The sequence below is a fragment of the Candidatus Skiveiella danica genome (genome assembly GCF_022705245.1).
GTDB classification, from domain to species: Bacteria; Pseudomonadota; Gammaproteobacteria; order Burkholderiales; family Burkholderiaceae_C; genus Skiveiella; species Skiveiella danica.
In genome coordinates this window covers 1-21,962 of the sequence record NZ_JAKJEW010000047.1, presented here as the reverse complement: position 1 = coordinate 21,962, position 21,962 = coordinate 1, and the positions used below count along the sequence as shown (strand labels likewise).

Below are 21,962 nucleotides of genomic sequence, written 5' to 3'. Positions count from 1 at the left end.
CAGGAACACCCAGACAAAGACCGTCAAGGCCAGCGGCGCCACCACCTTGCGGCTCTCGGCGTTGTGAATGATGCCCTTGGCCTGCGTATCGACCAGTTCCACCAGAATCTCGACTGCCGCCTGAAAGCGCCCCGGCACGCCCGATGTCGCCGAGCGTGCGGCCTTCCAGAGCAGGAACGTGCCAGCGACGCCAATCAATACCGCCCAGAAGATGGAGTCAAGGTTGAAGACCGAGAAGTCAACCACACCCTTCATGGGATGGTTCTGCAGATGCGTCAGGTGGTGACCAATGTACTCACCGGCAGTAGGTCCGTGTTCAGCAGCCATCTGTTTACTCTTGTTTAAGTTCTACGCTTCGGGCGGAGCACGAGCGCCACCCAGTACACCTTCATCGACACCACCAGTCCGACCAGCATGGCTGGCCAGCTCAGATTGGCAACCAGCCTTGGCGCCGCAAACAACATCGCGACCGTCAAGGCAATCTTGACCATTTCCCAGATGAAGAACCCGAATGCGGCGCCCATCGCGCGTGCCTGCGGATTCTCCAGAGACCACTTTCGGGCCAGTCCCCGGGCAAACAGTGCCGCGGGGATCACCACCGCCAGCGCACCGTATCCAGCCGACCAACCCACATTTTCCCGACCTGTCAGCCCCCAGGCGACCAACGCCACCACCAAACCGACCAAGGCCTGCACCCCGACCACCGCCCCCGGCGACACCGACGGGTTCTTTTCGCTCCACTGACGGGCCTCTTCGGCCGTCATGGGCTTGAACTCGGGCTCATCAGCCTCCATCTCGTTCAAGGGTGCCATTGTTGCCATGTCAGATTACGCGCAGGTTACACCTGGCCCAAAGCCAGTTCGCGCCGCGCGCTGCCTAGCAAAGCCACTCATTATACGTAGAAACCCGCGACTCCCCAAGTACCTTGCCACGCTCCCCGGTTTTCCGGTCCGCAGATCGCCCGTGCGTCCGGTCACAATGAGGCATTCGAGAGGGTTCGCCATGTCTCTTGCCGCCAAACTGCTCCACCTTGTTGCCGCCGTGATCTGGCTCGGCGGCATGACGTTCATGTTGGGCGCATTGCGCCCGGTAGCGGTGGCGCAGTTGCCGCCACCCGCCCGGCTGCCTTTGCTGACGGCCGTTCTGCACCGGTTCTTTGTCGCCGTCTGGATCTGCGTCGCCGTTTTGCTGTTGACGGGCACCTATCTGCTGGCCAACGTAGGCATGAAGAATGCGCCGGTGGGCTGGCACCTGATGCTGGGCATTGGACTCTTGATGTCGGTCATTTTTTCGTTTCTGTATTTCGGCCCCTTTCGGCGCCTTCAGATCGCTGCGGCCGCAGCAAACTGGCCCGAAGCCGGGAAGCAGATGGCGCGCATTCATCCCCTGGTGCTGGTCAACTTCACGCTGGGCTGGCTGGCCGTCGCCGGGGTCTATTTCGTGCGCTGACCCGCCATTGGCGATACCGCCCCTGAACGCAGACAATGGAACCATGAACCCGGCCGAACTTCCCCCGCTGCCCTGCTACCTCAATGGCGAGTACACCCGGCTGCCCGACGCCAGGATCAGCGTCATGGATCGCGGCTTCATTTTTGGCGATGGCATCTACGAAGTCGTTCCGGTGTATGGCGGGCGCCCTTTCTGCTTCGAGCAGCACATGGCCCGGCTGGGGCGCTCGCTGGCCGAAGTGCGCATCCCCAACCCACACACGCTGGAGCAGTGGCACCTGATCGCATCTAAATTGATAGCAAACTTCGACCGATCGACGCTGGGAGATGGTCAATCAGGCGCATCAAATCCGCTTGATCTGCTGATCTACATCCAGATCACCCGCGGCGTGGCCCTGCGGGATCACGTGATGCCGACCGACATCACGCCCACGGTGTTCGCCATGGCCAGCGCGATGAAACTGCCCACCCCCCAGCAGCGGGCACTAGGCGTGGCCTGTGTGAGCGCCGATGATTTCCGCTGGAAGAAGGCCCACATCAAGAGCGTCAGCCTGCTCGGCGCTGTGTTCGCGCGACAGATCAGCGCTGATGTGGGTGCGGTGGAAACCGTCATGTTCCGAGACGGCTTCCTGAGCGAGGCGGCCGCCAGCAACGTCTGGGTGGTCAAGGATGGCACGGTCATGGGGCCGCCGAAGGATCATCTGGTGCTTGAAGGCATCCGTTACGGCCTGATCGAAGCCTTCTGTCGCGACCAGGCCATTCCTTTCGCCTTGCGACGCATCAGCCGCGATGAGGTCCTGGAAGCCGACGAGTTGCTGCTGTCGTCGGCCACCAAGGAAGTCCTGCCGATCACCACCCTGGACGGCTTGCCGGTGGGCCGCGGCGAAGGGCGGGGTCGGCCCGGCCCCGTCTATGCGCTTCTCTACCAGGCTTACCAGCAAGCCAAGAAAGGGATGTCCACATGAATGCCTCCGCTTTTCCGCCACCACCAACGCCGGGTAACGACGCCCGCAAGGATTCGCTGATCACCTACCCGAGCGCATTCCCGATCAAGGTGATGGGCGCGCGGGCGGATGGTTTCGTCGCCGCCATCACGCACATCGCCCGCGAGTTCGACCCCAGCTTTGATGCGTCCCGCGTCGAACTTCGGGAGAGCAGTGGTGGCAAATACCTGGGCATCACTGTCACCGTCACCGCCACCAGCCGCGAGCAGCTCGACGAGCTGTACCGGACGCTTTCGAGCCATCCGATGGTGAAAGTCGTGCTGTAGCGCCACCGCCCGGATTCATCCCTGTGACCACCCTGCGACTGAACCCGGCCCTGGCGAAGGCCTGCCATGTGCCGGACGCGCCGCGTACGGGCACGGCGCCCCCCGCGCCGCCATGCGGCAACGCGTTGGGCGACTGGGCGCTGGCGCTGGTGCACACCCGTCCGCAAAAGCTGGTGATCGCCGTCAGCAGCCGCACGCACTGGGCGTTTTGCCTGCCTTATGCGCCAATGCCCACGTTGCAAAGCCGTTTCGGCCCCGCCCTGCTCCAGGCGCTGCTGTCACTGGGTGTGCCGCCGGACCGTGCGCGCGCCGAGATCGACCATAGCGAGCCGTGGATTCTGGGGCGCGGCATCGACCGCAGCACGGTCGGGCACCTGACACAGTACCGCCACAGCGTGACCTGGGCCGCCGGCGAGGGTCTGAGCCTGGGCGCGATCAACGCCCGCCTGGCCGATCACCTCGTCCTGCGCCCGAGGGAAGGCTACCCGGCCGAGGAGGTGCTGCGCCTGTTGGGCGGAAACCCGGCACTGGTGGCCCAGCGCCAGAACGACAAGAGCGACCAGTGGCGCAAGGCCTATGACCATGCGCAGGCACAGATCGGGCGCGAGGAAGTGCACATCCCGGTGGCACTGGCCTTGCCCGACCAACCCCGGCTGGAGGCCGCGCACCAGGCGTCCATCCTGCTGATGCGCCTGCCCCATGACGATGGCGTCAGCGGGCCGCCCAGCCGCACCGGCAACCCGCGCGGTCGCTGGATTCCGCGCACCCTGGTGATCGACTTTGCCGACGTGGACAGCGCCTCCCCGACTTTTGCCCGGGCCCTGCTGGACGAGGTGGCGACGCTCGGGGTGCGCAGCCTGCACCTGGCCAACGCCGAGCCCGGCGTGCTCGAAGCGTTCGAGCGGGTATCCCGCGATACTTCCCGGTAACCACGCGCCGATGAGCCTTCCGATCACCCTTCTCGGCCCGGTCGACTATGCGCCGACGGCCGCAGCCATGCAGGCCTTCACCGAACAACGCGGCCCCGACACGGCCGACGCCCTGTGGATCTGCGAGCACCCCCCCGTCTACACGCAAGGGCTTGCGGGCAAGGCGGATCACATCCTGAACCCTGGCTCCATCCCCATCGTGCAGACCAACCGTGGCGGCCAAGTCACGTACCACGGCCCCGGCCAGGTGGTGGCCTACCCGTTGATCGACCTGCAACGCGCCGGCTACTACGTCAAGGAATACGTCTACCGCATCGAAGAGGCCGTGATCCGCACCCTGGTCCATTTCGGCGTCACCGGCCACCGGGTGGTCGGGGCGCCCGGCATCTACGTGCGCCTCGAAGACCCGTTCTCCCACGCAGCACTGACAGGCCCGACGCCGGCCGGAGATCCGTTCCGGGGGCTGGGCAAGATCGCTGCGCTGGGCATCAAGGTCAGCCGCCACTGCACCTACCACGGCGTGGCGCTGAACGTGGCGATGGATCTGGAGCCGTACTCGCGAATCAACCCCTGCGGCTATGCAGGATTGAAAACGGTGGACCTTTCTACAATCGGCGTCTGCGTTGCGTGGCCCGAGGCCGCGCAGATGCTGAGCCAGAAGCTCGCGACTTACCTGACCCCCTGACCAAGAGGGCCGTCGTCCCCGTGAAAACAGGGACCCATGGTTGCGCAAGGTGGATGTCCGCCTGCGCGGAAATGAAAAGAGATGAACCCCAAAGACGTTGTGCGCGACGCGCAGTCCACTGAAACCTACGACGCCAGCGCCAAGCAGAAGGCGGGCGCCAAGCTGTCGCGCATCCCGATCAAGGTTCAGCCGGGCGAAATCCTGAAGAAGCCTGACTGGATCCGCGTCAAGGCCGGTAGCCCGACCACGCGCTTCTATGAAATCAAGGACGTGCTGCGCGCCAACAAGCTGGTGACGGTGTGCGAAGAGGCCAGTTGTCCCAACATCGGCGAGTGTTTCGGCAAGGGCACAGCCACCTTCATGATCATGGGCGACAAGTGCACGCGCCGCTGCCCGTTCTGCGACGTGGGACACGGCCGGCCCGACCCGCTGGACGTGAACGAACCCCAGAACCTGGCCAACACGATTGCCGCGCTCAAGCTGAACTACGTCGTCATCACCAGCGTGGACCGCGACGACCTGCGCGACGGCGGTGCCGGCCATTTTGTCGAATGCATCCGCAAGACGCGCGAGCTGTCACCCCAGACCCAGATCGAGGTTCTGGTGCCCGACTTCCGCGGCCGGGACGACCGTGCGCTGGAGATCCTGAAAGCCGCGCCACCCGACGTGATGAACCACAACCTGGAAACCATCCCGCGCCTGTACAAGGAAGCGCGCCCCGGCTCCGACTACGCCTTCAGCCTGAACCTGCTGAAGAAGTTCAAGGCGTTGTTCCCGGACATCCCCACCAAGAGCGGGCTGATGGTGGGCCTGGGCGAGACGGATGAGGAAATCCTGGACGTGATGCGCGACATGCGCGCGCACCACATCGACATGCTGACCATCGGCCAGTACCTGGCGCCGAGCACCTCGCACCTGACCGTGAAGCGCTATGTGCACCCCGACACCTTCAAGATGTTCGAGGCCAAGGCCTATGAGATGGGTTTCAGGCACGCGGCCGTCGGCGCGATGGTGCGCTCCAGCTACCACGCCGACCAGCAGGCCGGTCACGCAATGGGCCAGCCTAAGGCCTGAATCACTCCTGATTTAATAGCGACATACGTCCATTCGACGCTGGGAAACGGTCGAAAAGACGTCAATATCTACAAAAAGGGCGCTGTCAGGCGCCCGGCGCCATCTTTTCCCAGGCCGCCAGCGCTTCGGCAGCCACCATCAGTGCCGGGCCGCCGCCCATGTACACGCAGACGGCCAGCATCTCCTCCAGTTCGGCACGGGTGCAGCCGAGCCGGTGCAGCGCCTTGACATGAAAGCCCACGCAACCGGAGCAGCGCTGGGTCACGCCGATGGCCAGCGCGATCAACTCCTTGTGCTTGGCGCTGATCGCCCCCTCGGCCATCGAGGCGCGCGCCAGTTGCCCGAAGCCGGCCATGGCCTCGGATTGGGACTTGCGAAACGGCCCGAGGCTCTCGTTGATATCCTGAATCAGGCCCTTGTGATCAAAATTACCCATGGCATGTCCTGTGTGATGATCGGTTGAGGCCGGCGGTTCCACATGGCCGCGCACCAGCCGGTACCGAGGGGCTGCAGTATGGCGGCACGGCTTCGACCAAGCCTTGACGTGCGTCAACGCTGACCCTTGTCGACCTGTCGGCAGCCGGGTTGGTGATTCTTCCGCACAAGCCGGCGTGGCGGCGCCGGACTTCGATCCCAGCGGAACTTGTCAGCGTGCCAGGACGCTGGCTGGCTCGTCGGCTTCGAGCACCGTTTGCGCCCAGGGCCGCAGCTTGCCAGTGTCGGCGCGCAGCACTTCCTGCTTGACCGCCAGAATCTGGGCGGGGTGCATGGAAAAACTTCGCAGCCCCAGACCGAGCAACAGCCGCGTCAGCGCGGTGTCGCCCGCCATTTCGCCACAGACACTGACACCCTTGCCCTGCGCGTTGCATTCGGCGATCGTGTCAGCCACCAGCCGCAGAACCGCTGGATGCAGGGGGTCGTAGAGATGGGCCACGGATTCGTCGGCGCGATCGATGGCCAGCGTGTACTGGATCAGGTCGTTGGTGCCGATGGACAGGAAATCGAAATACTTCAGGAACAGCTTCAGCGTCAGCGCCGCAGCCGGAATCTCGATCATGGCCCCGAGCTTGAGCGGGCCGTAGACCATGCCCTGGTTGTCCAGTTGCACGCGCGCATGGTCGATCAAGGAGAGCGTCTGGCGGATCTCGCTGCCGTGCGCCAGCATGGGGATCAACAGGTTCACCTGGCCGTGGGCCGCCGCCCGAAGAATGGCGCGCAACTGGGTCAGAAACATGGCCGGGTCCGCCAGACTCCAGCGGATGGCCCGCAGCCCCAGTGCCGGATTCAGGTGCGCATCGTCGTGGTGCGCGTCGTCCAGCGGCTTGTCGGCCCCTACGTCCACGGTCCGGATCGTCACGGGGAGCCCCTGCATGCCTTCGACAGCGCGCCGGTAGGCCTGGTACTGCTCTTCCTCGTCAGGCAGGCGGCCGTGACGCCCCATGAACAGGAATTCGCTGCGGAACAGCCCCACGCCCACCGCACCGACCTTCAGCGCGGGCAAGGTGTCATCCGGCATTTCGATGTTGGCCAGCAGCTCGATGCGCTGACCATCCAGCGTGATGGCCGCGGTATTGCGCAGGCGCGACAGGCGCTCGCGCTCGAGCTCGCCCTGGCGCTGGCGGAACCCGTATTCGGCGAGGATGATCGGCGACGGATCGACGATCACGACGCCGGCATCGCCGTCGATGATGATCCAGTCGTCCTGGCGGATCAGCTGGGAGGCCGAGCGCGCTCCCACCACGGCGGGAATGTCCATGCTGCGCGCCACGATGGCTGTATGCGAGGTCTTGCCGCCCACGTCGGTGACGAACCCGGCAAACACACTTTGCTTGAACTGCAGCATGTCGGCCGGAGACAGGTCGTGCGCCACCAGCACCAGCGGCACATCCAGAGTGTCATCCAGCAGCAGATCCTGCTGGCGCTTGTGTCGAACCGGCGGCGCCACGACCGGCGATGCCGCACCCAGCATGCGCCGCAACACGCGCTCGACCACCTGCTCCAGATCGGCCTTGCGCTCACGCAGGTACTCGTCCTCCATCTCGTCGAACTGGCGCGAAATGACCTCGAACTGGGTGGTCAGCGCCCACTCGGCGTTGTAGAGACGATCGCGGATCCAGTGCTTCACACCACTGGTCAGCGCCTCGTCCTGCAGCAGCATCAGGTGCACATCGAGCAAGGCCGCCAGCTCGTGCGGCGCATCCTTGGGCATTTCCTGCTGCAAGCGCTGCAACTCGTCGACCACGGCATTGCGCCCGGCACGCACCCGGTCGATCTCGCTCTCCACCTGGTCGGACGTAATGAAGTAATGCGCCACGTCCAGCCGGCTGGACGCCACGATCACCGCGCGCCCGATGGCCACCCCACGGGCAACTGGTATGCCGTGGACGCTGAAGGTCATTTTCCGAACGGCACCGGGCCGCCCCATGCAAGGTCCCCCCCCGAGGGGCTGAGAGCCGCGGCTCCGGATATGCCTGCGCACATCCGGACGGCACGAAGAGCCGTTGCCTCTGGCTGAGGCACGTCCAGCGACCACACGCCGTGAGGGAGCGTGGGGGCCAATTACTCGCCCTCGCCGAACTTGTCGGCCATCAGGGCAAGCAGCGCATCCATGGCTTCCTGCTCGCGATCGCCCTGGGTCTCCAGCGTGACCTCGCTGCCGAGTCCCGCGGCCAGCATCATGACGCCCATGATGCTCTTGGCGTTGACGCGCCGCTCGCCACGGCTCAGCCACACCTCGCAGGGGAAGCTACCCGCCAGCTTGGTGAGCTTGGCCGAGGCCCGCGCATGCAGGCCGAGTTTATTGCTGATGATCGTGCTGGTCTTTAACATGGTTTCGCTTGGACTGGTTTTGGGGCGCGGTCACGGCCACCTGCATCACGCCTTGGGTGCCGCCGGTGACGGCGCGCGAGATCAGCGCCTCCAGAGGCTCATGCCGGTAGCTCACAGCGCGCAGCAACATGGGCAGGTTGACACCGGTCACCAGCCGGGACGTAAGGCCGTCCACGAGCTTCTGCGCCACATTGCAGGGCGTCGCGCCGAACACATCGGTCAGCACCACGACGCCTTCGGTGCCCGGGCGATCGCGCAACTGCCGCAGGGCGATCCGGGACGCCGCCAGGGTTTCTTCGGGCGGCGCATTAGGCGCCACATCGATCGCCGCCACGCTGACGCCGCACTCGGGAAAGACGTGCAGCGCACAGGCACGCAAGGCATGGGCCAGCGGCGCGTGGGCAATGATGAGGATGCTGTTCATGAGCCCTGATTATGAGGTTTCGCCCAAAGGAAATAGGCATAGGATGCCATGCAACAGGCCAGGAAAACCCCCGCCGCCGCCTGATAGGCCGCGACCTCGGCCACGCCCAGTGCCTTGAATCCATCAATCAGCAGGCCAATGCCCCACTGGACGACGAACACGCCGGCAAAGATCACCAGGTTGTAAGCCGACAGCGCCCGGCCGGCCAGCGCCTGCGGAAAAGCCATGCCCACCGCGGGTTGCGCCAGCGAAACGAAGCTGCAGCTCATGCAATACAGGGCAAATGCCGGCGTTGCCAGCGTTGAAAGGTCTTCTTTAGCTATGATAATGATAGCCAACAGGATAAAGCTCGACGGCAGCCCCCAGGTGATCAGGCGCTCTGCCGCGAAGCCCCGGCGCACGAGCCAGGGATTGACCATGCCCCAGGTCCAGAAGGTGCACAGCATGGCCACGTTGATCCAGAACAGGCCCTTCGCCGCCTGCTCGCCGCTGTAGCCGGCGACCTTGATCATCCAGGGCACCGCCCACAGCGTCTGCATGGCAATCAGACCACCATAACTGAAGAAGCCGATCGGCGTCATCCTGCGGAAATAGGCGTTGCGCCAGACCTGCGCATAGCTGGCGTCGGCCCCGGGCGATGATCCGGACGCTGGCGCCATGGACGTCCAGCCCGGAACCCGCACGGCAATCAAGGCCATCGCCAGCACAATCGCCACAGCCAGTCCCCAGAACAGCGGGCGCCAGCCCACCAGCGGCACCAGCCACTGCACCGGCAGTGTCGAGGCCACCATGCCCAGCGACCCTGTCATCAGCATCCATGAGTTGGCGCGCAACTGGGTGCTGGCGTCGAGCCAGCGCCGGTTGCCGGTCAATGGCGCCATCAGGCAGGCGCTCACTCCGGCGCCGATCAGCACGCGCGCGCCCAGCAACGCAGGGAATCCGCCGGCCAGTGAAAACGCCAGACACCCCACCACGGCCACGCTCAGCAGGCTCAGGATCACCTTGCGTGGGCCATGTCTGTCCAGCCACGCGCCCATCGGCAGCTGAGTCAAGGAAAAGCCCAGAAAATAGCCCCCGGCCAACAAGCCCAGATCCCGCGCGTTCAGTCCCAGCTCCAGCGTCAGCACCGGTGACAACGTCGCTGTGATGGCCCTCAGCAGCGCGGAAATGAAGTAGGCGAACGCAAAGGCCAGGAATACGACGACAGCGACGCGGCGCGGCAGCAGGCTCATGTCGGGGCCCTGAGCTTGAGTCCGCTGAAGAAGGTGTCTGCCACCTCGGCGCCGATCGCATCGGCGTAGATCACGGCGTGATATAGCCACACGCCTTGCGGCGACACTTGTGCAAACCAGACGGCCTGCGCGTTCACCGCTCGACCGTCACGGTACCGTCCGCTGGCCACGACACGGGCCGACTGGGGCAAGGCCAGGCTGCCGACAGGCTGGAACGGTTGCTCTTGCACGTTCTGCGCCTTCATGCCAGCGAGGGTCACCGCGCGCCACTGCGACAGGGCCTCGGCTGCGCTCGCGCCTGACGGCAAGCGCACCCGGCTGACGGCCAGCGTGGCGCCGCCGGACTCGCAACCCGTCATCTGCAGTTCCGCCGTTGCGCCGGCCAATGTGACCGTCTGGCTCGCCTGGTCCGGCTTGCAGGGCAGCATCGCCGTCAGTGGTGCATCCTCCAGACGCACCTCGCGCCAGTTCCACGCAGGGGAGCACGCCGCCAGCCAAGCCAACGTTGGTAACAGGAACGGAATCATCCAGCGCATCCTGGCCATTATCACGGCCGGCTCTTTTTCGCGACAATGAAGGCATGAATTCACTTGATGGCATCCGTATCCTCGATTTGTCCCGCGTGCTGGCCGGCCCGTGGTGCACCCAGACACTGGCAGACCTGGGCGCCGATGTGATCAAGATCGAGCGTCCCGGCACAGGGGATGACACCCGCACCTGGGGCCCGCCTTTCCTGAAGGACAGTGCCGGCAACGATTCGGCCGAGGCGGCCTATTACCTCGGTGCGAACCGGAACAAGCGGTCGGTCACCTGCGATATCGCGCAACCGCAAGGGCAGGCGCTGATCCGCGACCTGGTGCAGCATTGCCACGTGTTCGTGGAGAACTTCAAGGTCGGTGACATGGCGCGCTACGGCCTGGACTACGACAGCCTGAAAGCGTTGAACCCGCGTCTGGTCTACTGCAGCGTGACCGGTTTCGGCCAGACCGGGCCTTACCGCGAGCGCGCCGGCTACGACTATGCCATCCAGGGCATGGGTGGCCTGATGAGCATCACCGGCGAGCGCGATGACATCGGCGGAGGGCCGCAGAAAGTGGGCGTGGCGGTGGCGGACCTGTTCACCGGCATGTACGCCACCGTGGCCATCCTGGCGGCGCTGCGCCATGCCGAGCGCACCGGTGAAGGCCAGCATGTGGACGCTGCGCTGCTGGACACCCAGGTGGCCATGCTGGCCAACATGGGCGCCAATTACCTCGTGGGCGGCAAGGTGCCCGGGCGCGCCGGCAACGCCCACCAGAATATCGTGCCCTACCAGGTGTTCGAGGTCGCACCCGCCGCCGATGGGCACAAGGACCACCTGATCCTCGCGGTGGGCAACGACAGCCAGTACGCCAAGTTCTGTGCGGTGGCGGGGCATCCCGAGCTCGCCACCGATCCACGCTACGCACGCAACCAGGACCGGGTGCGCAACCGCCTGGAGCTGGTGCCCCTGTTGCAGGACATCATGCGCACACGCAACAAGGCGGCATGGCTGGCCGCGCTGGAGGCAGCCAAGGTGCCCTGCGGGGCCATCAACAACATCGCCGAGGTTTTCGATGATCCTCAGGTGCGCGAGCGCGGCATGGTCACGACCTGGCCGCATCCCATCAACCCCGGCCTGCATCTGGTGTCGAGCCCGATCAAGCTCAGCGCAACACCGGTGCGAACCGACCGGCCACCGCCCCTGCTGGGCGAACAGACCGACGAGGTGCTGCGCACGTTGCTGGGCTACTCCGAGGCCCACATCAGCGCCCTGAAGGAAGGCCAGGTGATCTGATGGCGAACTTTGTCCTTGTGCACGGTGCCTGGCACGGTGCTTGGTGCTGGCGACATGTGACCGAAGCCTTGATCCGCGCCGGGCACCGCGCCCACGCCGTGACCCTGACCGGACTGGGTGATCGGGCGCATCTCATGAGTGCGTCGATCACGCTCGAAACCCACATCGCCGATGTGATCGGCGCCATCGAGGCCGAAGAGATGGCCGATGTCGTGCTGGCGGTGCACTCCTATGCCGGTATGTTGGGAACGGCAGTGGCCGATCGCCTGACGCAGCGCCTGTCCCACCTGGTGTATGTCGATGCGGTGGTGCCCAAGCCCGGCGAGAGCTGGAGCAGCACCCACGCCAGCGCGACGCGCGAGACGCGCCTGGCCGCGGCCGCGGCGTCCCCCGACCATAGTTTTCCGCCGCCGGATCCCTCCGTTTTCGGCCTGCAAGGTGCAGACCATGACTGGGTGCAGCGGCGCCAGACTCCGCACCCTGGGCACACCTACCTGGCGCCACTCGACTTCGACCCCCGGCGGGTGGCGCAAATACCTCGCACCTTCATCAACTGCTCGCAGCCACCCCTGGCGACCATCGATGTGATTCGCACCCGCGTCTGCGATCCGCGATTCTGGGACGGCGCCTGGCTACCCGGCTCCAGGGTGCTGGAACTGCTCACCGGGCACGACCCGATGATCAGCGCGCCGCAGGCATTGACCGGTCTGCTGCTGGATTGTCTTCAGTCCTCGAAATTGAATTAGGCGCGGACCCGGATGGCCCGGCTTCTTCCGTGCGTTATTCTGCGGGCATGAGCACGCTTGGCACAGACCCATTCCCGGCGGGAAGCAAGCCGACGAAAGCGGCAGGTTCGGGCACACCGCGAACGGATTTCGGCATCGCCGGCGTCATTGGCGCCGAGTTGTCCATCCCCCTGCATACGCTGCGCCGGATCATTCAGGCGTTGGGCGAAAGCGACCGTTTGTCGGCTGGGGAAGCGCGCGAACTGGAACAGGCGCTGGAACAGGCGAACCTGATCGTCCGCCAAAGCCAGCAACTGGCCCGCCTGTCCGAAGGCCGGTTGCGCCAATCGCATGAACGGGTGTCGCTGGATCAGATGGTCCAGAGCGCCCTGCACGAGCGTCAAGACGCTTTTCAGGAACGTGGCATTCTGCTCGCGCAAGCCATCAAGCCGGTTGAAATCGTGGTCGACCCCGGGCTGCTGTCCAACCTGGTCGAGACCGCCATCGACTGGGCCATGGACAACAGCGTGCACGTCGCCGTGAACCTCGCCATCAGTGCGTGGCCTGAACACGGTTTGCTGTCCATCGCGGCGACCCGTCGTGCCGACCCACCGGAGCCTGGCCGCAACGGCACGGCGAGCGCGTCACTGCGCTGGCACCTGCTCAGCCAGATCGCCAGGACCATGGGCGTCATACTGTCCGCTACCAACCAGGGCATCGACACGACCTTGAGGCTCGAATTCGCGCGGACCGTCAAGCACCTGGAAGGCCTGACCTCGATGGAGATCGAGTCCAGCAGCAGCGACTCGGCCCTGCACACGGGAACCAAGGCCCTGGCCGGCCTGAGGATCCTGCTGATCAGCACCGACGCGGCCGTGCGCGGTGAGGTCGAGAAAGCCTGTCGGGCGCTGGGCCTGCGGGCGGACACCGTGGCCACCTCCGCGAAGGCGGTTCGTTACACCGAACGCGACCAGCCCCACATGATCATTGTCGACGAGCGTCTGCGTGACAACGAATTCGATGCCCTGATGCAGGACATCCGCCGACTGGATCCGCGTTTTGGCTTCCTCGAAGTGACGGACGATGTGGACACTTTCGAAGTCGCGAGCTGGGCCGGCGACAGCATGACCCGGGTCAGCCGAAACGCGTTGCGCGCCCAACTGCCGGCCGTGCTGACGCTGGAACTGGCCAAGGCATTCTGAGCCTGCGCTCGGGGGCTTCCGGCAGCTGCACAGCGGGCCGAGCGGGCACAACGGGCGCCAGGAGGCCCGCAGGACTGTCTTTTTGCGGCGAAATTGTTCCCATCCCAGCGCCGAACGGCCACAAGACGCTCTCTTTTCAGGAGTAATTTAGGCAATGATGCCCGCCACCGACGTGCGCGTAACTTCGATCGGTTCGGCCACATTTCACCGCTTCCTGCACGATTTCCGCGGTCTGGCTATACTCGCGCCGCGTTCCAGACCGGCTTCTGTCCACGGCCGCCGGCGACCGCTTCATTCACTTTCTACGGAGATACATCATGGTTTTCAAGTTGGCCCTCGCCGCGCTGTCTGTTTCGCTCGCCGCGGGTTCCGCCGTGGCCCAGATCAAGCCCGAGGACGCGATCAAGTTCCGCCAGTCCGGGTACACCTTCATGGCCTGGAACATGACCCGAATCTACGCCAACGTCAATGGCACCTACAACAAGGAAGAAGTGATCAAGGCGGCCAACGCGATCCAAGCCGTCGCCAATTCCGGCATGGGCGCGCTTTTCCTGCCAGGTACCGACAAGGGTACCGGCTGGGAACCGACACGAGCCAAGGCCGAATTCTGGACGGAGCGGGAAAAGGTCGGCCAAGTTGGCGGCGCCTTTAACAAGGAGGCCAACGAGATGGCCAAGGTCGCGGCGACCGGCGATGCGGCAGCCGTGAAGGAGCAGTTCGGGCGACTGGCGAAGACCTGCGACAACTGCCATGACAGCTTCAAGGCCAAGCGGTAGTTCTTACTGCCTCCCTGTTCGCGGGCGCCTTCGGGCGCCTGTTTTCTTTGATTTCTGACGAGGTCCGGCCATGGGTGAGCAGCGTGTATTCGTGTGGGATTTGTCGACCCGCCTCTTTCACTGGCTGCTCGCCGCTGCTGTCACTGGCGCCGTGGTCACCGGACTACAGGGGGGCGCCCTGATGGACTGGCACGGGCGCTTCGGGCTGTCCATCGTGGGCCTGCTGGCGTTTCGCCTGGTCTGGGGATTTGTCGGGTCGACCTACGCCCGCTTTATTCAATTCTTTCCGACGCCCGGCAAAGTCGCGGCTTACTGGCGCGGCCAATGGCGCGGCGAAGGACACAACCCACTCGGAGCGCTCTCAGTGTTCGGGCTGCTCGCGCTGCTAGCCGTGCAGGTGGCCTCAGGGCTTGTCGGCAACGACGACATCGTCTTTTCCGGCCCGTTGGCCGATCTGGTCACGAAGGACATCAGTAACCGGTTGACCGGCTTTCACCAACTGCTCTCCAACGCGCTTTACGCGCTGGTCGCCCTGCATGTCGTGGCGGTCCTGTTTTACACCCGCAGGAAGAAGCGGTCGCTCATCAGGCCCATGATCACCGGCTGGAAAGACAACGCCCAAGGTGAATCGGCCCGCGGAGGCGGAATCGTGGCCTTTGCTGTGGCGGTGGTTGTGGCGGCGTCGGCTGTTTATGGGGCCAGCGGCGTCTGGCTGCCCGCACCGCCGCCCGCGCCGAAGGCGGTCGAGACGCCGAATTTCTGACGATTGATCGTCTCTTGCCCACCCCTGAAACGGAAGTCGAGCCGACGCAGCGGCTAATGGCCCAACGAGTGGGCGCAGTTTGGGTGCCTGCGGGTCATCTGTGCCGACCCGCTACACTGCGGCCCATCCGGTTCCTGAGTGTTTCCGTGGAAGCCCCCCCGATCCAGTTCTTAACCCCGTCCACCCCGGCTGAGTGGGACGCGACGCGTCTCATCTTCCGGGAGTACGCCCGATCATTGGGTGTGGATCTCTGCTTCCAGAATTTCGAGGCCGAACTCGACGGCCTGCCGGGTGATTACGCCGAGCCACGCGGCGCGCTGCTGCTCGCCTTGGTGAACGGACAGATCGCAGGCTGTTGCGCGATGCGTCCGCTCGACAACGTCGACTACCCCAATGCCAGCGAGATGAAACGCCTCTACGTCAGAAAGGCCTTTCGGGGCTCAGGACTGGGGCGGCAGCTCGCCGAGGCGATTCTCGATGCCGCCCGGCGCGCCGGCTACAGCTGCGTGCTGCTGGACACACTGGACGACATGGAGGCCGCCCGAGCACTCTACGAAGACCTTGGCTTCGAGGATATTCCACCCTACTACCACAGCCCCATCGTCGGTGCGCACTACCTGAAGGCCGATCTCTGAGCTTTCGGGCACATACCCAGCGCCAACAGGTCAAACGTCGCTACAGGTTATGTAGCAATTGCAGCTGCTTTCAGCCCTTCGCCTGCGCCAGCAACGTCGCAGCATCGCTGACTTCGAACTTGCCGGGCGCTTCGATGTTGAGCGTGGCGACCTTGCCGTCCTTGACGAGCATCGAATACCGGTTGCTGCGCAGGCCCATGCCCTTGCCGGTGAGGTCGAGCGTCAGGCCCGTGGCCTGCGCGAAAGCAGCACTGCCGTCGCCCAGCATGCGAACCTTGGCGCCGGTCTTCTGGTCACGCGCCCAGGCGCCCATCACGAACGCATCATTGACGCTCACGCACCAGATCTCGTCGACGCCAGCGGCCTTGAACTCGTCAAACGCCTGCACATAACCGGGCACGTGCTTGGCCGAACAGGTCGGCGTGAAAGCGCCGGGCAGAGCGAACAACGCGATCGTCTTGCCGGCGGACGCCTTGGTGACGTCCACGGGGTTGGGGCCGATGCTGCAGCCGTTGCCTTCGACTTCAACGTACTCCATCAGGGTGGCCGAGGGAAGGGTGTCTCCAACTTTGATCATGAAAATCTCCAGTAGTTACAGGGAACAGGGCGCGTTGCAAGCAAGCGAGGCCCCAAAAACAAAAACGACCCACATTGTGGGCCGTTTCCGACGGACGTGCTGTCCAGGTGCTGCTTGGGCTTAGACCGCTGCAGCCTTTTCCACCAGGCGGGACGCGACCCAGTTCTTGGTCTTCGAAATCGGACGGCTTTCGGTGATTTCAATCACGTCGCCCAGCTGGTACTGGCCCGATTCGTCGTGGGCGTGGTACTTGCTCGACTTGGCAACGATCTTGCCATAGAGCTCGTGCTTCACGCGGCGCTCGACGAGCACCGTCACCGTCTTGGCGCGCTTGGCGCTCACCACCTTGCCGATCAAGGTGCGCTTGAGGGATGTCTTAGCTTCCGTCATGGTCACTCCTTACTTGGCAGCTTGCTTTTCAGCAAGAATGGTCTTGGCCCGCGCGATGTCGCGGCGCGTGCTGCGCAGCGTGGCGGTGTTGTTGAGTTGTTGCGTGGCTTTCTGCATGCGCAGGCCGAAATGGGCCTTTTGCAGGGCTTTCACTTCGGCTTCGATGCCGGCAACGTCTTTCTGGCGAAGTTCAGCAGCTTTCATTTCTTCATTCTCCTGAATCATTGACCAATCATGCGCGCCACGAACGTGGTGCGCAGGGGCAGTTTGGCGGCAGCCAGGCGGAACGCTTCGCGGGCCAGTTCTTCCGACACGCCGACGATCTCGTAGATCACCTTGCCGGGCTGAATCTCGGCCACGTAGTACTCGGGGTTGCCCTTGCCGTTACCCATCCGCACTTCGGCGGGTTTGTGGGAAATCGGCTTGTCCGGAAACACCCGGATCCAGATCCGGCCACCGCGCTTGACGTGGCGGGAAATAGCCCGACGAGCGGACTCGATCTGGCGCGCCGTCAGGCGGCCGCGATCGACGGACTTGAGACCAAAGTCACCGAAAGCAACGGTATTGCCACGAGTGGCAACACCGGTGTTACGGCCCTTTTGCTCCTTGCGATATTTTCTGCGAGCAGGTTGCAGCATGTTTATTCTCCTTTGACACCGTCAGCTGCTGCAGCTGGCGCGCCTACCTTGCGGACGCGCTTAACGGTGGTTTTCGCATCGGCGCCAATCGCTTCTGCGGGCTTGTCGCTGCCATCGGCTGGCGCGGCATTCACGCCAGCGGCGCGACGCGGCGCACCGCGGCGGTCACCGGCCGGGCGATCGCCGGGACGGGCATCGCGGCGCGGACCGCGCGGGCGACGCTCGTCGTCCGGACGCGGGGTCTCCACGGCAGGCAGGTCATTGCGGCCCAGCGTGTCGCCTTTGTAGACCCAGACCTTGACGCCGATGACGCCGTACGTCGTCTTGGCTTCAGAGGTGCCGTAGTCGATGTCGGCACGCATCGTGTGAAGCGGCACGCGACCTTCGCGATACCACTCGCAACGGGCAATTTCAATCCCGTTCAAACGGCCCGACGACATGATCTTGATGCCCAGGGCACCCAGGCGCATCGCGTTCTGCATGGCGCGCTTCATGGCGCGACGGAACATGATGCGCTTCTCGAGCTGCTGGGTGATGCTGTCGGCGATCAGCTTGGCATCGATTTCAGGCTTGCGCACTTCCTCGATGTTGACCGCGACCGGCACGCCGAGGCGGCTGGACAGTTCCTTCTTGAGCGCTTCGATGTCTTCGCCCTTCTTGCCGATCACCACGCCCGGACGTGCCGAGAAGATGGTGATGCGGGCGTTCTTGGCAGGACGCTCAATCAGGATGCGCGAAACCGCAGCGTTCTTCAGCTTGGTCTTCAGGTATTCACGAACCTTGATGTCTTCGGCCAGCATGCCGGCGAAGTCACGGTTGTTCGCATACCAGCGGGAAGACCAGTTGCGGCTGATCGAAAGCCGGAAGCCGGTGGGGTGGATTTTTTGTCCCATAAGTTCCTGGCCTCTCTCAGTTTCCAACCGTCACGTACACATGGCACGTGGGCTTTCTGATTTGGTTGCCGCGGCCCTTGGCGCGGGCCGTGAAGCGCCTCAACGAGGCGCCCTGCTCGACGTAAATGGTCTTGACCTTCAGTTCGTCGATGTCGGCGCCGTCGTTGTGCTCGGCGTTGGCAATGGCGGACTCAAGCACCTTCTTGATGATCACGGCGGCTTTTTTCTGGGTGAACTGCAGCGTGTTGAGCGCCTGGTCCACTTTCTTGCCACGAATCAGGTCGGCGACCAGACGGCCTTTGTCGACCGACAGACGGACGCCCCGGAGGACTGCACGTGTTTCCATGGTCTTTCCTTATTTCTTCTGGACTTTTTTGTCCGCCGGGTGACCCTTGAAAGTCCGGGTGAGCGCGAACTCGCCCAGCTTGTGGCCCACCATCTGGTCGGTGATGTAAACAGGCACGTGCTGCTTGCCGTTGTGCACGGCGATGGTCAGCCCGATGAACTCGGGCAGAACCATGGAGCGACGCGACCAGGTCTTGATCGGTTTCTTGTCCTTGGTGGTGACGGCCTTGTCGACCTTGGCCACCAGGTGGTGGTCAACAAACGGACCCTTTTTGAGAGAGCGAGTCATTTGTTACCCCTTACTTCTTCCGACGCGACACGATCATGACCTGCGTGCGCTTGTTGTTACGGGTGCGGTAACCCTTGGTCAGGTTACCCCACGGATCGACGGCATGGCGGCCTTCGCCGGTCTTGCCTTCGCCACCACCGTGCGGGTGGTCGACCGGGTTCATCACCACGCCGCGAACGGTCGGGCGAATCCCCATCCAGCGCTTCACACCGGCCTTGCCGAGACGGCGCAGGCTGTGCTCTTCGTTGGCCACTTCGCCAATCGTGGCGCGGCACTCGACATGAACCTTGCGAACTTCGCCGGAACGCATGCGAACCTGGGCGTAGGTGCCTTCACGGGCCAGCAGCGTGGCCGACGTGCCGGCCGAGCGGGCGATCTGCGCGCCCTTGCCCGGCTGCAGCTCGATGCAGTGAATCGTCGAACCGACCGGAATGTTGCGGATCGGCAGCGTGTTGCCGACACGGATCGGCGCTTCCGAGCCACTGATCAGCGATGCACCCACCTCAAGGTTGCGCGGAGCAATAATGTAGCGGCGCTCACCGTCGGCGTAACACACCAGCGCAATGTGGGCGGTGCGGTTCGGGTCGTACTCGATGCGCTCGACCTTGGCCGGAATCGCGTCCTTGTTGCGACGGAAATCGACCACACGGTAGTGGTGCTTGTGCCCACCGCCCTTGTGACGGGTGGTGATGTGGCCGTTGTTGTTGCGGCCGGACTTCTGGAACTGGGGCTCCAGCAGAGGTGCAAACGGCTCACCCTTGTACAGGTGGTCGCGCGTGACCTTCACCACGCCACGACGGCCGGGGGAGGTCGGTTTCAGTTTAATGACTGCCATGATTAAGCACCCTCACCGGAAAGGTTGAGCTCCTGACCGGGCTTCAGCGTCACGTAGGCCTTGCGAACGTTGTCGCGGCGACCGACCGACTTGCCGAAGCGCTTGGTCTTGCCCTTGGTGTTCACCACAGACACGCCCTTGACCTCGACCTTGAACATCAACTCCACAGCGGCTTTGATTTCAGGCTTGGAAGCGTCCTGCAGCACCTTGAACGTCACCGCATTGCTCTTGTCGGCGATCATCGTGGCCTTTTCGGACACGATGGGCGCGACCAGCACCTGCATCAGACGGCCTTCGTCAAACTTGAGACTGGCAGGCGACGGATTTACGCGGCTCATGCGAACATCTCCTTGAGTTTGTCGATAGCACCCTTGGTGACGAGCACTTTCTTGTAATGCACCAGCGACACCGGATCTGCGTAACGCGGCTCGACGATGAGCACGTTGACCAGGTTGCGTGAGGCCAGGTACAGGTTCTCGTCGACTTCATCGGCAATCACCATGACCGACTGCAGATTCATCGCCTTGAACTTCTCGGCGAGCTGCTTGGTCTTGGGGGAATCGACTGTCAGCGAGTCGACCACGGCCAGACGGCCTTCGCGCGCCAGTTGCGAGAAGATGGAGGCCATGCCGGCGCGGTACATCTTCTTGTTGATTTTCTGGCTGAAGTTCTCGTCGGGCATGTTCGGGAAGGTCCGGCCGCCTCCGCGCCACAGCGGCGAAGACGTCATACCGGCGCGGGCACGGCCCGTTCCCTTTTGCTTGAACGGCTTCTTGGTCGAGTGCTTGACCTGCTCGCGGTCCTTCTGGGCACGGGTGCCCTGGCGGGCATTGGCCTGGTAGGCGACCACGACCTGGTGCACCAGATCTTCGTTGTATGCGCGACCAAACACGGTCTCGGGCGCCTCAAACTTGGAAGCCGCCTGACCTTGATCGTTCAGGAGTTCGAGCTGCATCAGTTCGCTCCTTTGCTGGATTTGATTTTGACCGCGGGACGAACCGTCACGAAACCTCCCTTGGATCCGGGAATGGCACCCTTGATCAGCAGCAGTTGACGGGCCTCGTCGACACGGATCACATCGAGGTTCTGGGTCGTCACGAGGTCATCGCCGAGATGACCGGTCATGCGCTTGCCCGGAAACACGCGACCCGGGTCCTGCGCCATGCCGATGGAGCCCGGCACGTTGTGCGAACGGCTGTTACCGTGGGACGCACGCTGCGAGCTCATGTGATGACGCTTGATGGTGCCTGCGTAGCCCTTGCCGATGGTCGTGCCCTGCACGTCCACCTTCTGGCCAACCGCAAACAGCGCCGTCACGGGCAGGGTTGCACCCGCCGCGTACTGGGCAGCGGTGTCAGCCGTCACGCGAAATTCCTGAATGATCTCACCGGCTTCGACGCCTGCTTTCGCAAGGTGGCCGGCTTGCGGCTTGGTCACGCGCGATGCCTTGCGCGAACCGAACGTGACCTGCAGGGCCACGTAGCCGTCGTTCTCTTGGGTTTTGACCTGGGTCACACGGTTGTTGGACACATCCACCACCGTGACGGGCACTGCGTCCCCGTCATCGGTGAACAGACGCATCATGCCCACCTTGCGGCCCAGCAACCCGAGGGAGTTGCTCAGACTCATAGTTTTCTCCTAGTCTTCCACCGTGCCAACTTCAATTGGCTGGCACGTTTTGACGTGAAAGAGGGTTAATGAAACTCGCCCCGAATCGGGGAGAGCCTTAAATTATAACGCGAACCGCCATCGCTGGCAAGTTCGCGTTTTTGGCAAGAACAGCCGGCGCGCCGGCGTCGGGCTTTATTGCAGCTTGATCTCCACATCGACCCCTGCCGGCAGGTCGAGCTTCATCAGTGCGTCCACCGTCTTGTCCGTGGGATCGACGATGTCCATCAGGCGCTGGTGGGTGCGGATTTCAAACTGGTCGCGGCTGGTCTTGTTGACGTGCGGCGAACGCAGGATGTCGAAACGCTTCATGCGGGTCGGCAGGGGCACAGGGCCCCGCACGATCGCGCCGGTGCGCTTCGCGGTGTCGACGATTTCGGCGGCCGATTGATCGATCAGCTTGTAGTCAAACGCCTTCAGGCGGATGCGGATTTTTTGCTTGGAAGACATGCTTATTCCTTGTCAGATGAAGAATCAAGCAAGGATCTTGGCCACGACACCGGCGCCGACGGTACGACC

32 protein-coding genes are annotated in these 21,962 nt (G+C 63.8%); 12 read left to right on the top strand and 20 right to left on the bottom strand.

All coding sequences use genetic code 11. The features are described from left to right. Positions 1 to 327: F0F1 ATP synthase subunit A (locus ACMUOY_RS18720; RefSeq protein WP_413894256.1), on the bottom strand; the 327-nt coding region annotated here is incomplete at its 3' end. Positions 328 to 341: 14 nt separating this feature from the next. Next, complete coding sequence (locus tag ACMUOY_RS18715) at positions 342 to 821, bottom strand: ATP synthase subunit I (protein WP_413894255.1); 480 nt, start codon at positions 819 to 821, stop codon at positions 342 to 344. A 181-nt stretch (positions 822 to 1,002) separates the two neighbouring features. On the opposite strand from ACMUOY_RS18715, the gene ACMUOY_RS18710 reads away from it, so the two are divergent. From ACMUOY_RS18710 to lipA, 6 genes are all read left to right on the top strand, one after another. Then, a complete protein-coding gene (locus ACMUOY_RS18710; protein ID WP_413894254.1) occupies positions 1,003 to 1,449 on the top strand; it encodes a DUF4149 domain-containing protein in 447 nt (148 codons plus the stop codon). 43 nt (positions 1,450 to 1,492) lie between these two features. Beyond that, entirely contained in the window at positions 1,493 to 2,413 is a 921-nt protein-coding gene (locus ACMUOY_RS18705; RefSeq protein WP_413894253.1) for an aminotransferase class IV, read from the top strand. Further along, positions 2,410 to 2,718 carry a YbeD family protein gene (locus tag ACMUOY_RS18700; RefSeq protein ID WP_413894252.1) on the top strand — a complete coding sequence of 103 codons (309 nt, stop codon included), beginning with the start codon at positions 2,410 to 2,412 and terminating at the stop codon, positions 2,716 to 2,718. Before ACMUOY_RS18705 ends, ACMUOY_RS18700 begins: the two co-directional genes overlap by 4 nt. A gap of 23 nt (positions 2,719 to 2,741) precedes the next feature. Continuing rightward, complete coding sequence (locus ACMUOY_RS18695; RefSeq protein WP_413894251.1) at positions 2,742 to 3,647, top strand: DUF6933 domain-containing protein; 906 nt, start codon at positions 2,742 to 2,744, stop codon at positions 3,645 to 3,647. Positions 3,648 to 3,657: 10 nt separating this feature from the next. Further along, a complete protein-coding gene (lipB, locus tag ACMUOY_RS18690) occupies positions 3,658 to 4,332 on the top strand; it encodes a lipoyl(octanoyl) transferase LipB (protein ID WP_413894250.1) in 675 nt (224 codons plus the stop codon). An 81-nt stretch (positions 4,333 to 4,413) separates the two neighbouring features. Further along, the gene (lipA, locus tag ACMUOY_RS18685; RefSeq protein WP_413894249.1) at positions 4,414 to 5,406 is read left to right on the top strand and encodes a lipoyl synthase; all 993 of its coding nucleotides are present in this window, start codon (positions 4,414 to 4,416) and stop codon (positions 5,404 to 5,406) included. An 85-nt stretch (positions 5,407 to 5,491) separates the two neighbouring features. On the opposite strand, the gene ACMUOY_RS18680 is transcribed toward lipA, so the two are convergent. From ACMUOY_RS18680 to ACMUOY_RS18655, 6 genes are all read right to left on the bottom strand, one after another. Beyond that, complete coding sequence (locus ACMUOY_RS18680; RefSeq protein ID WP_413894248.1) at positions 5,492 to 5,842, bottom strand: carboxymuconolactone decarboxylase family protein; 351 nt, start codon at positions 5,840 to 5,842, stop codon at positions 5,492 to 5,494. Between the two features lie 210 nt (positions 5,843 to 6,052). Continuing rightward, a complete protein-coding gene (ptsP, locus tag ACMUOY_RS18675) occupies positions 6,053 to 7,804 on the bottom strand; it encodes a phosphoenolpyruvate--protein phosphotransferase (protein WP_413894247.1) in 1,752 nt (583 codons plus the stop codon). A gap of 161 nt (positions 7,805 to 7,965) precedes the next feature. Next, positions 7,966 to 8,235, bottom strand: coding sequence for an HPr family phosphocarrier protein (locus tag ACMUOY_RS18670; RefSeq protein WP_413894246.1), 270 nt, complete (start codon positions 8,233 to 8,235; stop codon positions 7,966 to 7,968). Next, entirely contained in the window at positions 8,204 to 8,659 is a 456-nt protein-coding gene (locus ACMUOY_RS18665) for a PTS sugar transporter subunit IIA (RefSeq protein ID WP_413894245.1), read from the bottom strand. Before ACMUOY_RS18665 ends, ACMUOY_RS18670 begins: the two co-directional genes overlap by 32 nt. Next, a complete protein-coding gene (locus ACMUOY_RS18660) occupies positions 8,656 to 9,891 on the bottom strand; it encodes an MFS transporter (protein ID WP_413894244.1) in 1,236 nt (411 codons plus the stop codon). The genes ACMUOY_RS18665 and ACMUOY_RS18660 overlap by 4 nt, the downstream gene beginning before the upstream one ends. Next, the gene (locus tag ACMUOY_RS18655) at positions 9,888 to 10,418 is read right to left on the bottom strand and encodes a hypothetical protein (protein WP_413894243.1); all 531 of its coding nucleotides are present in this window, start codon (positions 10,416 to 10,418) and stop codon (positions 9,888 to 9,890) included. The genes ACMUOY_RS18660 and ACMUOY_RS18655 overlap by 4 nt, the downstream gene beginning before the upstream one ends. Before the next feature lie 53 nt (positions 10,419 to 10,471). Between ACMUOY_RS18655 and ACMUOY_RS18650 the strand changes: the two genes are divergently transcribed. The 6 genes from ACMUOY_RS18650 (at position 10,472) to ACMUOY_RS18625 (ending at position 15,808) form a co-directional block, all read left to right on the top strand. After that, entirely contained in the window at positions 10,472 to 11,707 is a 1,236-nt protein-coding gene (locus tag ACMUOY_RS18650; RefSeq protein ID WP_413894242.1) for a CaiB/BaiF CoA transferase family protein, read from the top strand. Next, the gene (locus ACMUOY_RS18645) at positions 11,707 to 12,453 is read left to right on the top strand and encodes an alpha/beta fold hydrolase (protein WP_413894241.1); all 747 of its coding nucleotides are present in this window, start codon (positions 11,707 to 11,709) and stop codon (positions 12,451 to 12,453) included. The genes ACMUOY_RS18650 and ACMUOY_RS18645 overlap by 1 nt, the downstream gene beginning before the upstream one ends. Positions 12,454 to 12,500: 47 nt before the next feature. Beyond that, positions 12,501 to 13,634 (top strand): hypothetical protein, encoded by a 1,134-nt coding sequence (locus tag ACMUOY_RS18640; protein ID WP_413894240.1) that lies wholly within the window; start codon positions 12,501 to 12,503, stop codon positions 13,632 to 13,634. A 317-nt stretch (positions 13,635 to 13,951) separates the two neighbouring features. Next, positions 13,952 to 14,410, top strand: coding sequence for a c-type cytochrome (locus ACMUOY_RS18635; protein ID WP_413894239.1), 459 nt, complete (start codon positions 13,952 to 13,954; stop codon positions 14,408 to 14,410). A 70-nt stretch (positions 14,411 to 14,480) separates the two neighbouring features. Next, on the top strand, positions 14,481 to 15,173 hold the full coding sequence (locus tag ACMUOY_RS18630; RefSeq protein ID WP_413894238.1) for a cytochrome b/b6 domain-containing protein: 693 nt from the start codon (positions 14,481 to 14,483) through the stop codon (positions 15,171 to 15,173). Positions 15,174 to 15,319: 146 nt separating this feature from the next. After that, on the top strand, positions 15,320 to 15,808 hold the full coding sequence (locus ACMUOY_RS18625; protein ID WP_413894237.1) for a GNAT family N-acetyltransferase: 489 nt from the start codon (positions 15,320 to 15,322) through the stop codon (positions 15,806 to 15,808). A gap of 70 nt (positions 15,809 to 15,878) precedes the next feature. Here ACMUOY_RS18625 and ACMUOY_RS18620 read toward each other — a convergent pair whose 3' ends face one another. The 12 genes from ACMUOY_RS18620 to rpsJ all read right to left on the bottom strand — a co-directional run bounded on the left by ACMUOY_RS18620 (position 15,879) and on the right by rpsJ (position 21,893). Continuing rightward, on the bottom strand, positions 15,879 to 16,385 hold the full coding sequence (locus ACMUOY_RS18620; protein ID WP_413894236.1) for a peroxiredoxin: 507 nt from the start codon (positions 16,383 to 16,385) through the stop codon (positions 15,879 to 15,881). Positions 16,386 to 16,505: 120 nt separating this feature from the next. Further along, positions 16,506 to 16,775, bottom strand: coding sequence for a 30S ribosomal protein S17 (gene rpsQ / locus ACMUOY_RS18615; protein ID WP_413894235.1), 270 nt, complete (start codon positions 16,773 to 16,775; stop codon positions 16,506 to 16,508). 9 nt (positions 16,776 to 16,784) lie between these two features. Beyond that, positions 16,785 to 16,979 (bottom strand): 50S ribosomal protein L29, encoded by a 195-nt coding sequence (gene rpmC / locus ACMUOY_RS18610; RefSeq protein ID WP_413894234.1) that lies wholly within the window; start codon positions 16,977 to 16,979, stop codon positions 16,785 to 16,787. Between the two features lie 17 nt (positions 16,980 to 16,996). Then, positions 16,997 to 17,413 carry a 50S ribosomal protein L16 gene (gene rplP, locus ACMUOY_RS18605; RefSeq protein ID WP_413894233.1) on the bottom strand — a complete coding sequence of 139 codons (417 nt, stop codon included), beginning with the start codon at positions 17,411 to 17,413 and terminating at the stop codon, positions 16,997 to 16,999. 2 nt (positions 17,414 to 17,415) lie between these two features. After that, a complete protein-coding gene (gene rpsC, locus ACMUOY_RS18600) occupies positions 17,416 to 18,306 on the bottom strand; it encodes a 30S ribosomal protein S3 (protein ID WP_413894232.1) in 891 nt (296 codons plus the stop codon). A gap of 16 nt (positions 18,307 to 18,322) precedes the next feature. Next, positions 18,323 to 18,652 carry a 50S ribosomal protein L22 gene (gene rplV / locus ACMUOY_RS18595; RefSeq protein WP_413894231.1) on the bottom strand — a complete coding sequence of 110 codons (330 nt, stop codon included), beginning with the start codon at positions 18,650 to 18,652 and terminating at the stop codon, positions 18,323 to 18,325. 9 nt (positions 18,653 to 18,661) lie between these two features. Beyond that, positions 18,662 to 18,940, bottom strand: coding sequence for a 30S ribosomal protein S19 (gene rpsS / locus ACMUOY_RS18590; protein WP_413894230.1), 279 nt, complete (start codon positions 18,938 to 18,940; stop codon positions 18,662 to 18,664). A gap of 10 nt (positions 18,941 to 18,950) precedes the next feature. Then, entirely contained in the window at positions 18,951 to 19,775 is an 825-nt protein-coding gene (gene rplB, locus ACMUOY_RS18585; RefSeq protein ID WP_413894229.1) for a large ribosomal subunit protein uL2, read from the bottom strand. A gap of 2 nt (positions 19,776 to 19,777) precedes the next feature. Beyond that, a complete protein-coding gene (gene rplW / locus ACMUOY_RS18580) occupies positions 19,778 to 20,113 on the bottom strand; it encodes a 50S ribosomal protein L23 (protein WP_413894228.1) in 336 nt (111 codons plus the stop codon). Beyond that, positions 20,110 to 20,730 (bottom strand): 50S ribosomal protein L4, encoded by a 621-nt coding sequence (rplD, locus tag ACMUOY_RS18575; RefSeq protein WP_413894227.1) that lies wholly within the window; start codon positions 20,728 to 20,730, stop codon positions 20,110 to 20,112. Before rplD ends, rplW begins: the two co-directional genes overlap by 4 nt. Next, complete coding sequence (gene rplC, locus ACMUOY_RS18570; protein ID WP_413894226.1) at positions 20,730 to 21,404, bottom strand: large ribosomal subunit protein uL3; 675 nt, start codon at positions 21,402 to 21,404, stop codon at positions 20,730 to 20,732. The genes rplD and rplC overlap by 1 nt, the downstream gene beginning before the upstream one ends. Before the next feature lie 174 nt (positions 21,405 to 21,578). Next, positions 21,579 to 21,893, bottom strand: coding sequence for a 30S ribosomal protein S10 (rpsJ, locus tag ACMUOY_RS18565; RefSeq protein ID WP_413894225.1), 315 nt, complete (start codon positions 21,891 to 21,893; stop codon positions 21,579 to 21,581). Positions 21,894 to 21,962: the final 69 nt, after the last annotated feature.

What these genes read in the sequence shown, in the direction of transcription:
- ACMUOY_RS18715 (WP_413894255.1), bottom strand. Translation starts at nt 821, where the DNA reads ATGGCAACAATGGCACCCTTGAACGAGATGGAGGCTGATGAGCCCGAG.
- ACMUOY_RS18710 (WP_413894254.1), top strand. Translation starts at nt 1,003, where the DNA reads ATGTCTCTTGCCGCCAAACTGCTCCACCTTGTTGCCGCCGTGATCTGG.
- ACMUOY_RS18705 (WP_413894253.1), top strand. Translation starts at nt 1,493, where the DNA reads ATGAACCCGGCCGAACTTCCCCCGCTGCCCTGCTACCTCAATGGCGAG.
- ACMUOY_RS18700 (WP_413894252.1), top strand. Translation starts at nt 2,410, where the DNA reads ATGAATGCCTCCGCTTTTCCGCCACCACCAACGCCGGGTAACGACGCC.
- lipB (WP_413894250.1), top strand. Translation starts at nt 3,658, where the DNA reads ATGAGCCTTCCGATCACCCTTCTCGGCCCGGTCGACTATGCGCCGACG.
- lipA (WP_413894249.1), top strand. Translation starts at nt 4,414, where the DNA reads ATGAACCCCAAAGACGTTGTGCGCGACGCGCAGTCCACTGAAACCTAC.
- ACMUOY_RS18680 (WP_413894248.1), bottom strand. Translation starts at nt 5,842, where the DNA reads ATGGGTAATTTTGATCACAAGGGCCTGATTCAGGATATCAACGAGAGC.
- ptsP (WP_413894247.1), bottom strand. Translation starts at nt 7,804, where the DNA reads ATGACCTTCAGCGTCCACGGCATACCAGTTGCCCGTGGGGTGGCCATC.
- ACMUOY_RS18670 (WP_413894246.1), bottom strand. Translation starts at nt 8,235, where the DNA reads ATGTTAAAGACCAGCACGATCATCAGCAATAAACTCGGCCTGCATGCG.
- ACMUOY_RS18665 (WP_413894245.1), bottom strand. Translation starts at nt 8,659, where the DNA reads ATGAACAGCATCCTCATCATTGCCCACGCGCCGCTGGCCCATGCCTTG.
- ACMUOY_RS18660 (WP_413894244.1), bottom strand. Translation starts at nt 9,891, where the DNA reads ATGAGCCTGCTGCCGCGCCGCGTCGCTGTCGTCGTATTCCTGGCCTTT.
- ACMUOY_RS18655 (WP_413894243.1), bottom strand. Translation starts at nt 10,418, where the DNA reads ATGATTCCGTTCCTGTTACCAACGTTGGCTTGGCTGGCGGCGTGCTCC.
- ACMUOY_RS18650 (WP_413894242.1), top strand. Translation starts at nt 10,472, where the DNA reads ATGAATTCACTTGATGGCATCCGTATCCTCGATTTGTCCCGCGTGCTG.
- ACMUOY_RS18645 (WP_413894241.1), top strand. Translation starts at nt 11,707, where the DNA reads ATGGCGAACTTTGTCCTTGTGCACGGTGCCTGGCACGGTGCTTGGTGC.
- ACMUOY_RS18640 (WP_413894240.1), top strand. Translation starts at nt 12,501, where the DNA reads ATGAGCACGCTTGGCACAGACCCATTCCCGGCGGGAAGCAAGCCGACG.
- ACMUOY_RS18635 (WP_413894239.1), top strand. Translation starts at nt 13,952, where the DNA reads ATGGTTTTCAAGTTGGCCCTCGCCGCGCTGTCTGTTTCGCTCGCCGCG.
- ACMUOY_RS18630 (WP_413894238.1), top strand. Translation starts at nt 14,481, where the DNA reads ATGGGTGAGCAGCGTGTATTCGTGTGGGATTTGTCGACCCGCCTCTTT.
- ACMUOY_RS18620 (WP_413894236.1), bottom strand. Translation starts at nt 16,385, where the DNA reads ATGATCAAAGTTGGAGACACCCTTCCCTCGGCCACCCTGATGGAGTAC.
- rpsQ (WP_413894235.1), bottom strand. Translation starts at nt 16,775, where the DNA reads ATGACGGAAGCTAAGACATCCCTCAAGCGCACCTTGATCGGCAAGGTG.
- rpmC (WP_413894234.1), bottom strand. Translation starts at nt 16,979, where the DNA reads ATGAAAGCTGCTGAACTTCGCCAGAAAGACGTTGCCGGCATCGAAGCC.
- rplP (WP_413894233.1), bottom strand. Translation starts at nt 17,413, where the DNA reads ATGCTGCAACCTGCTCGCAGAAAATATCGCAAGGAGCAAAAGGGCCGT.
- rpsC (WP_413894232.1), bottom strand. Translation starts at nt 18,306, where the DNA reads ATGGGACAAAAAATCCACCCCACCGGCTTCCGGCTTTCGATCAGCCGC.
- rplV (WP_413894231.1), bottom strand. Translation starts at nt 18,652, where the DNA reads ATGGAAACACGTGCAGTCCTCCGGGGCGTCCGTCTGTCGGTCGACAAA.
- rpsS (WP_413894230.1), bottom strand. Translation starts at nt 18,940, where the DNA reads ATGACTCGCTCTCTCAAAAAGGGTCCGTTTGTTGACCACCACCTGGTG.
- rplB (WP_413894229.1), bottom strand. Translation starts at nt 19,775, where the DNA reads ATGGCAGTCATTAAACTGAAACCGACCTCCCCCGGCCGTCGTGGCGTG.
- rplW (WP_413894228.1), bottom strand. Translation starts at nt 20,113, where the DNA reads ATGAGCCGCGTAAATCCGTCGCCTGCCAGTCTCAAGTTTGACGAAGGC.
- rplD (WP_413894227.1), bottom strand. Translation starts at nt 20,730, where the DNA reads ATGCAGCTCGAACTCCTGAACGATCAAGGTCAGGCGGCTTCCAAGTTT.
- rplC (WP_413894226.1), bottom strand. Translation starts at nt 21,404, where the DNA reads ATGAGTCTGAGCAACTCCCTCGGGTTGCTGGGCCGCAAGGTGGGCATG.
- rpsJ (WP_413894225.1), bottom strand. Translation starts at nt 21,893, where the DNA reads ATGTCTTCCAAGCAAAAAATCCGCATCCGCCTGAAGGCGTTTGACTAC.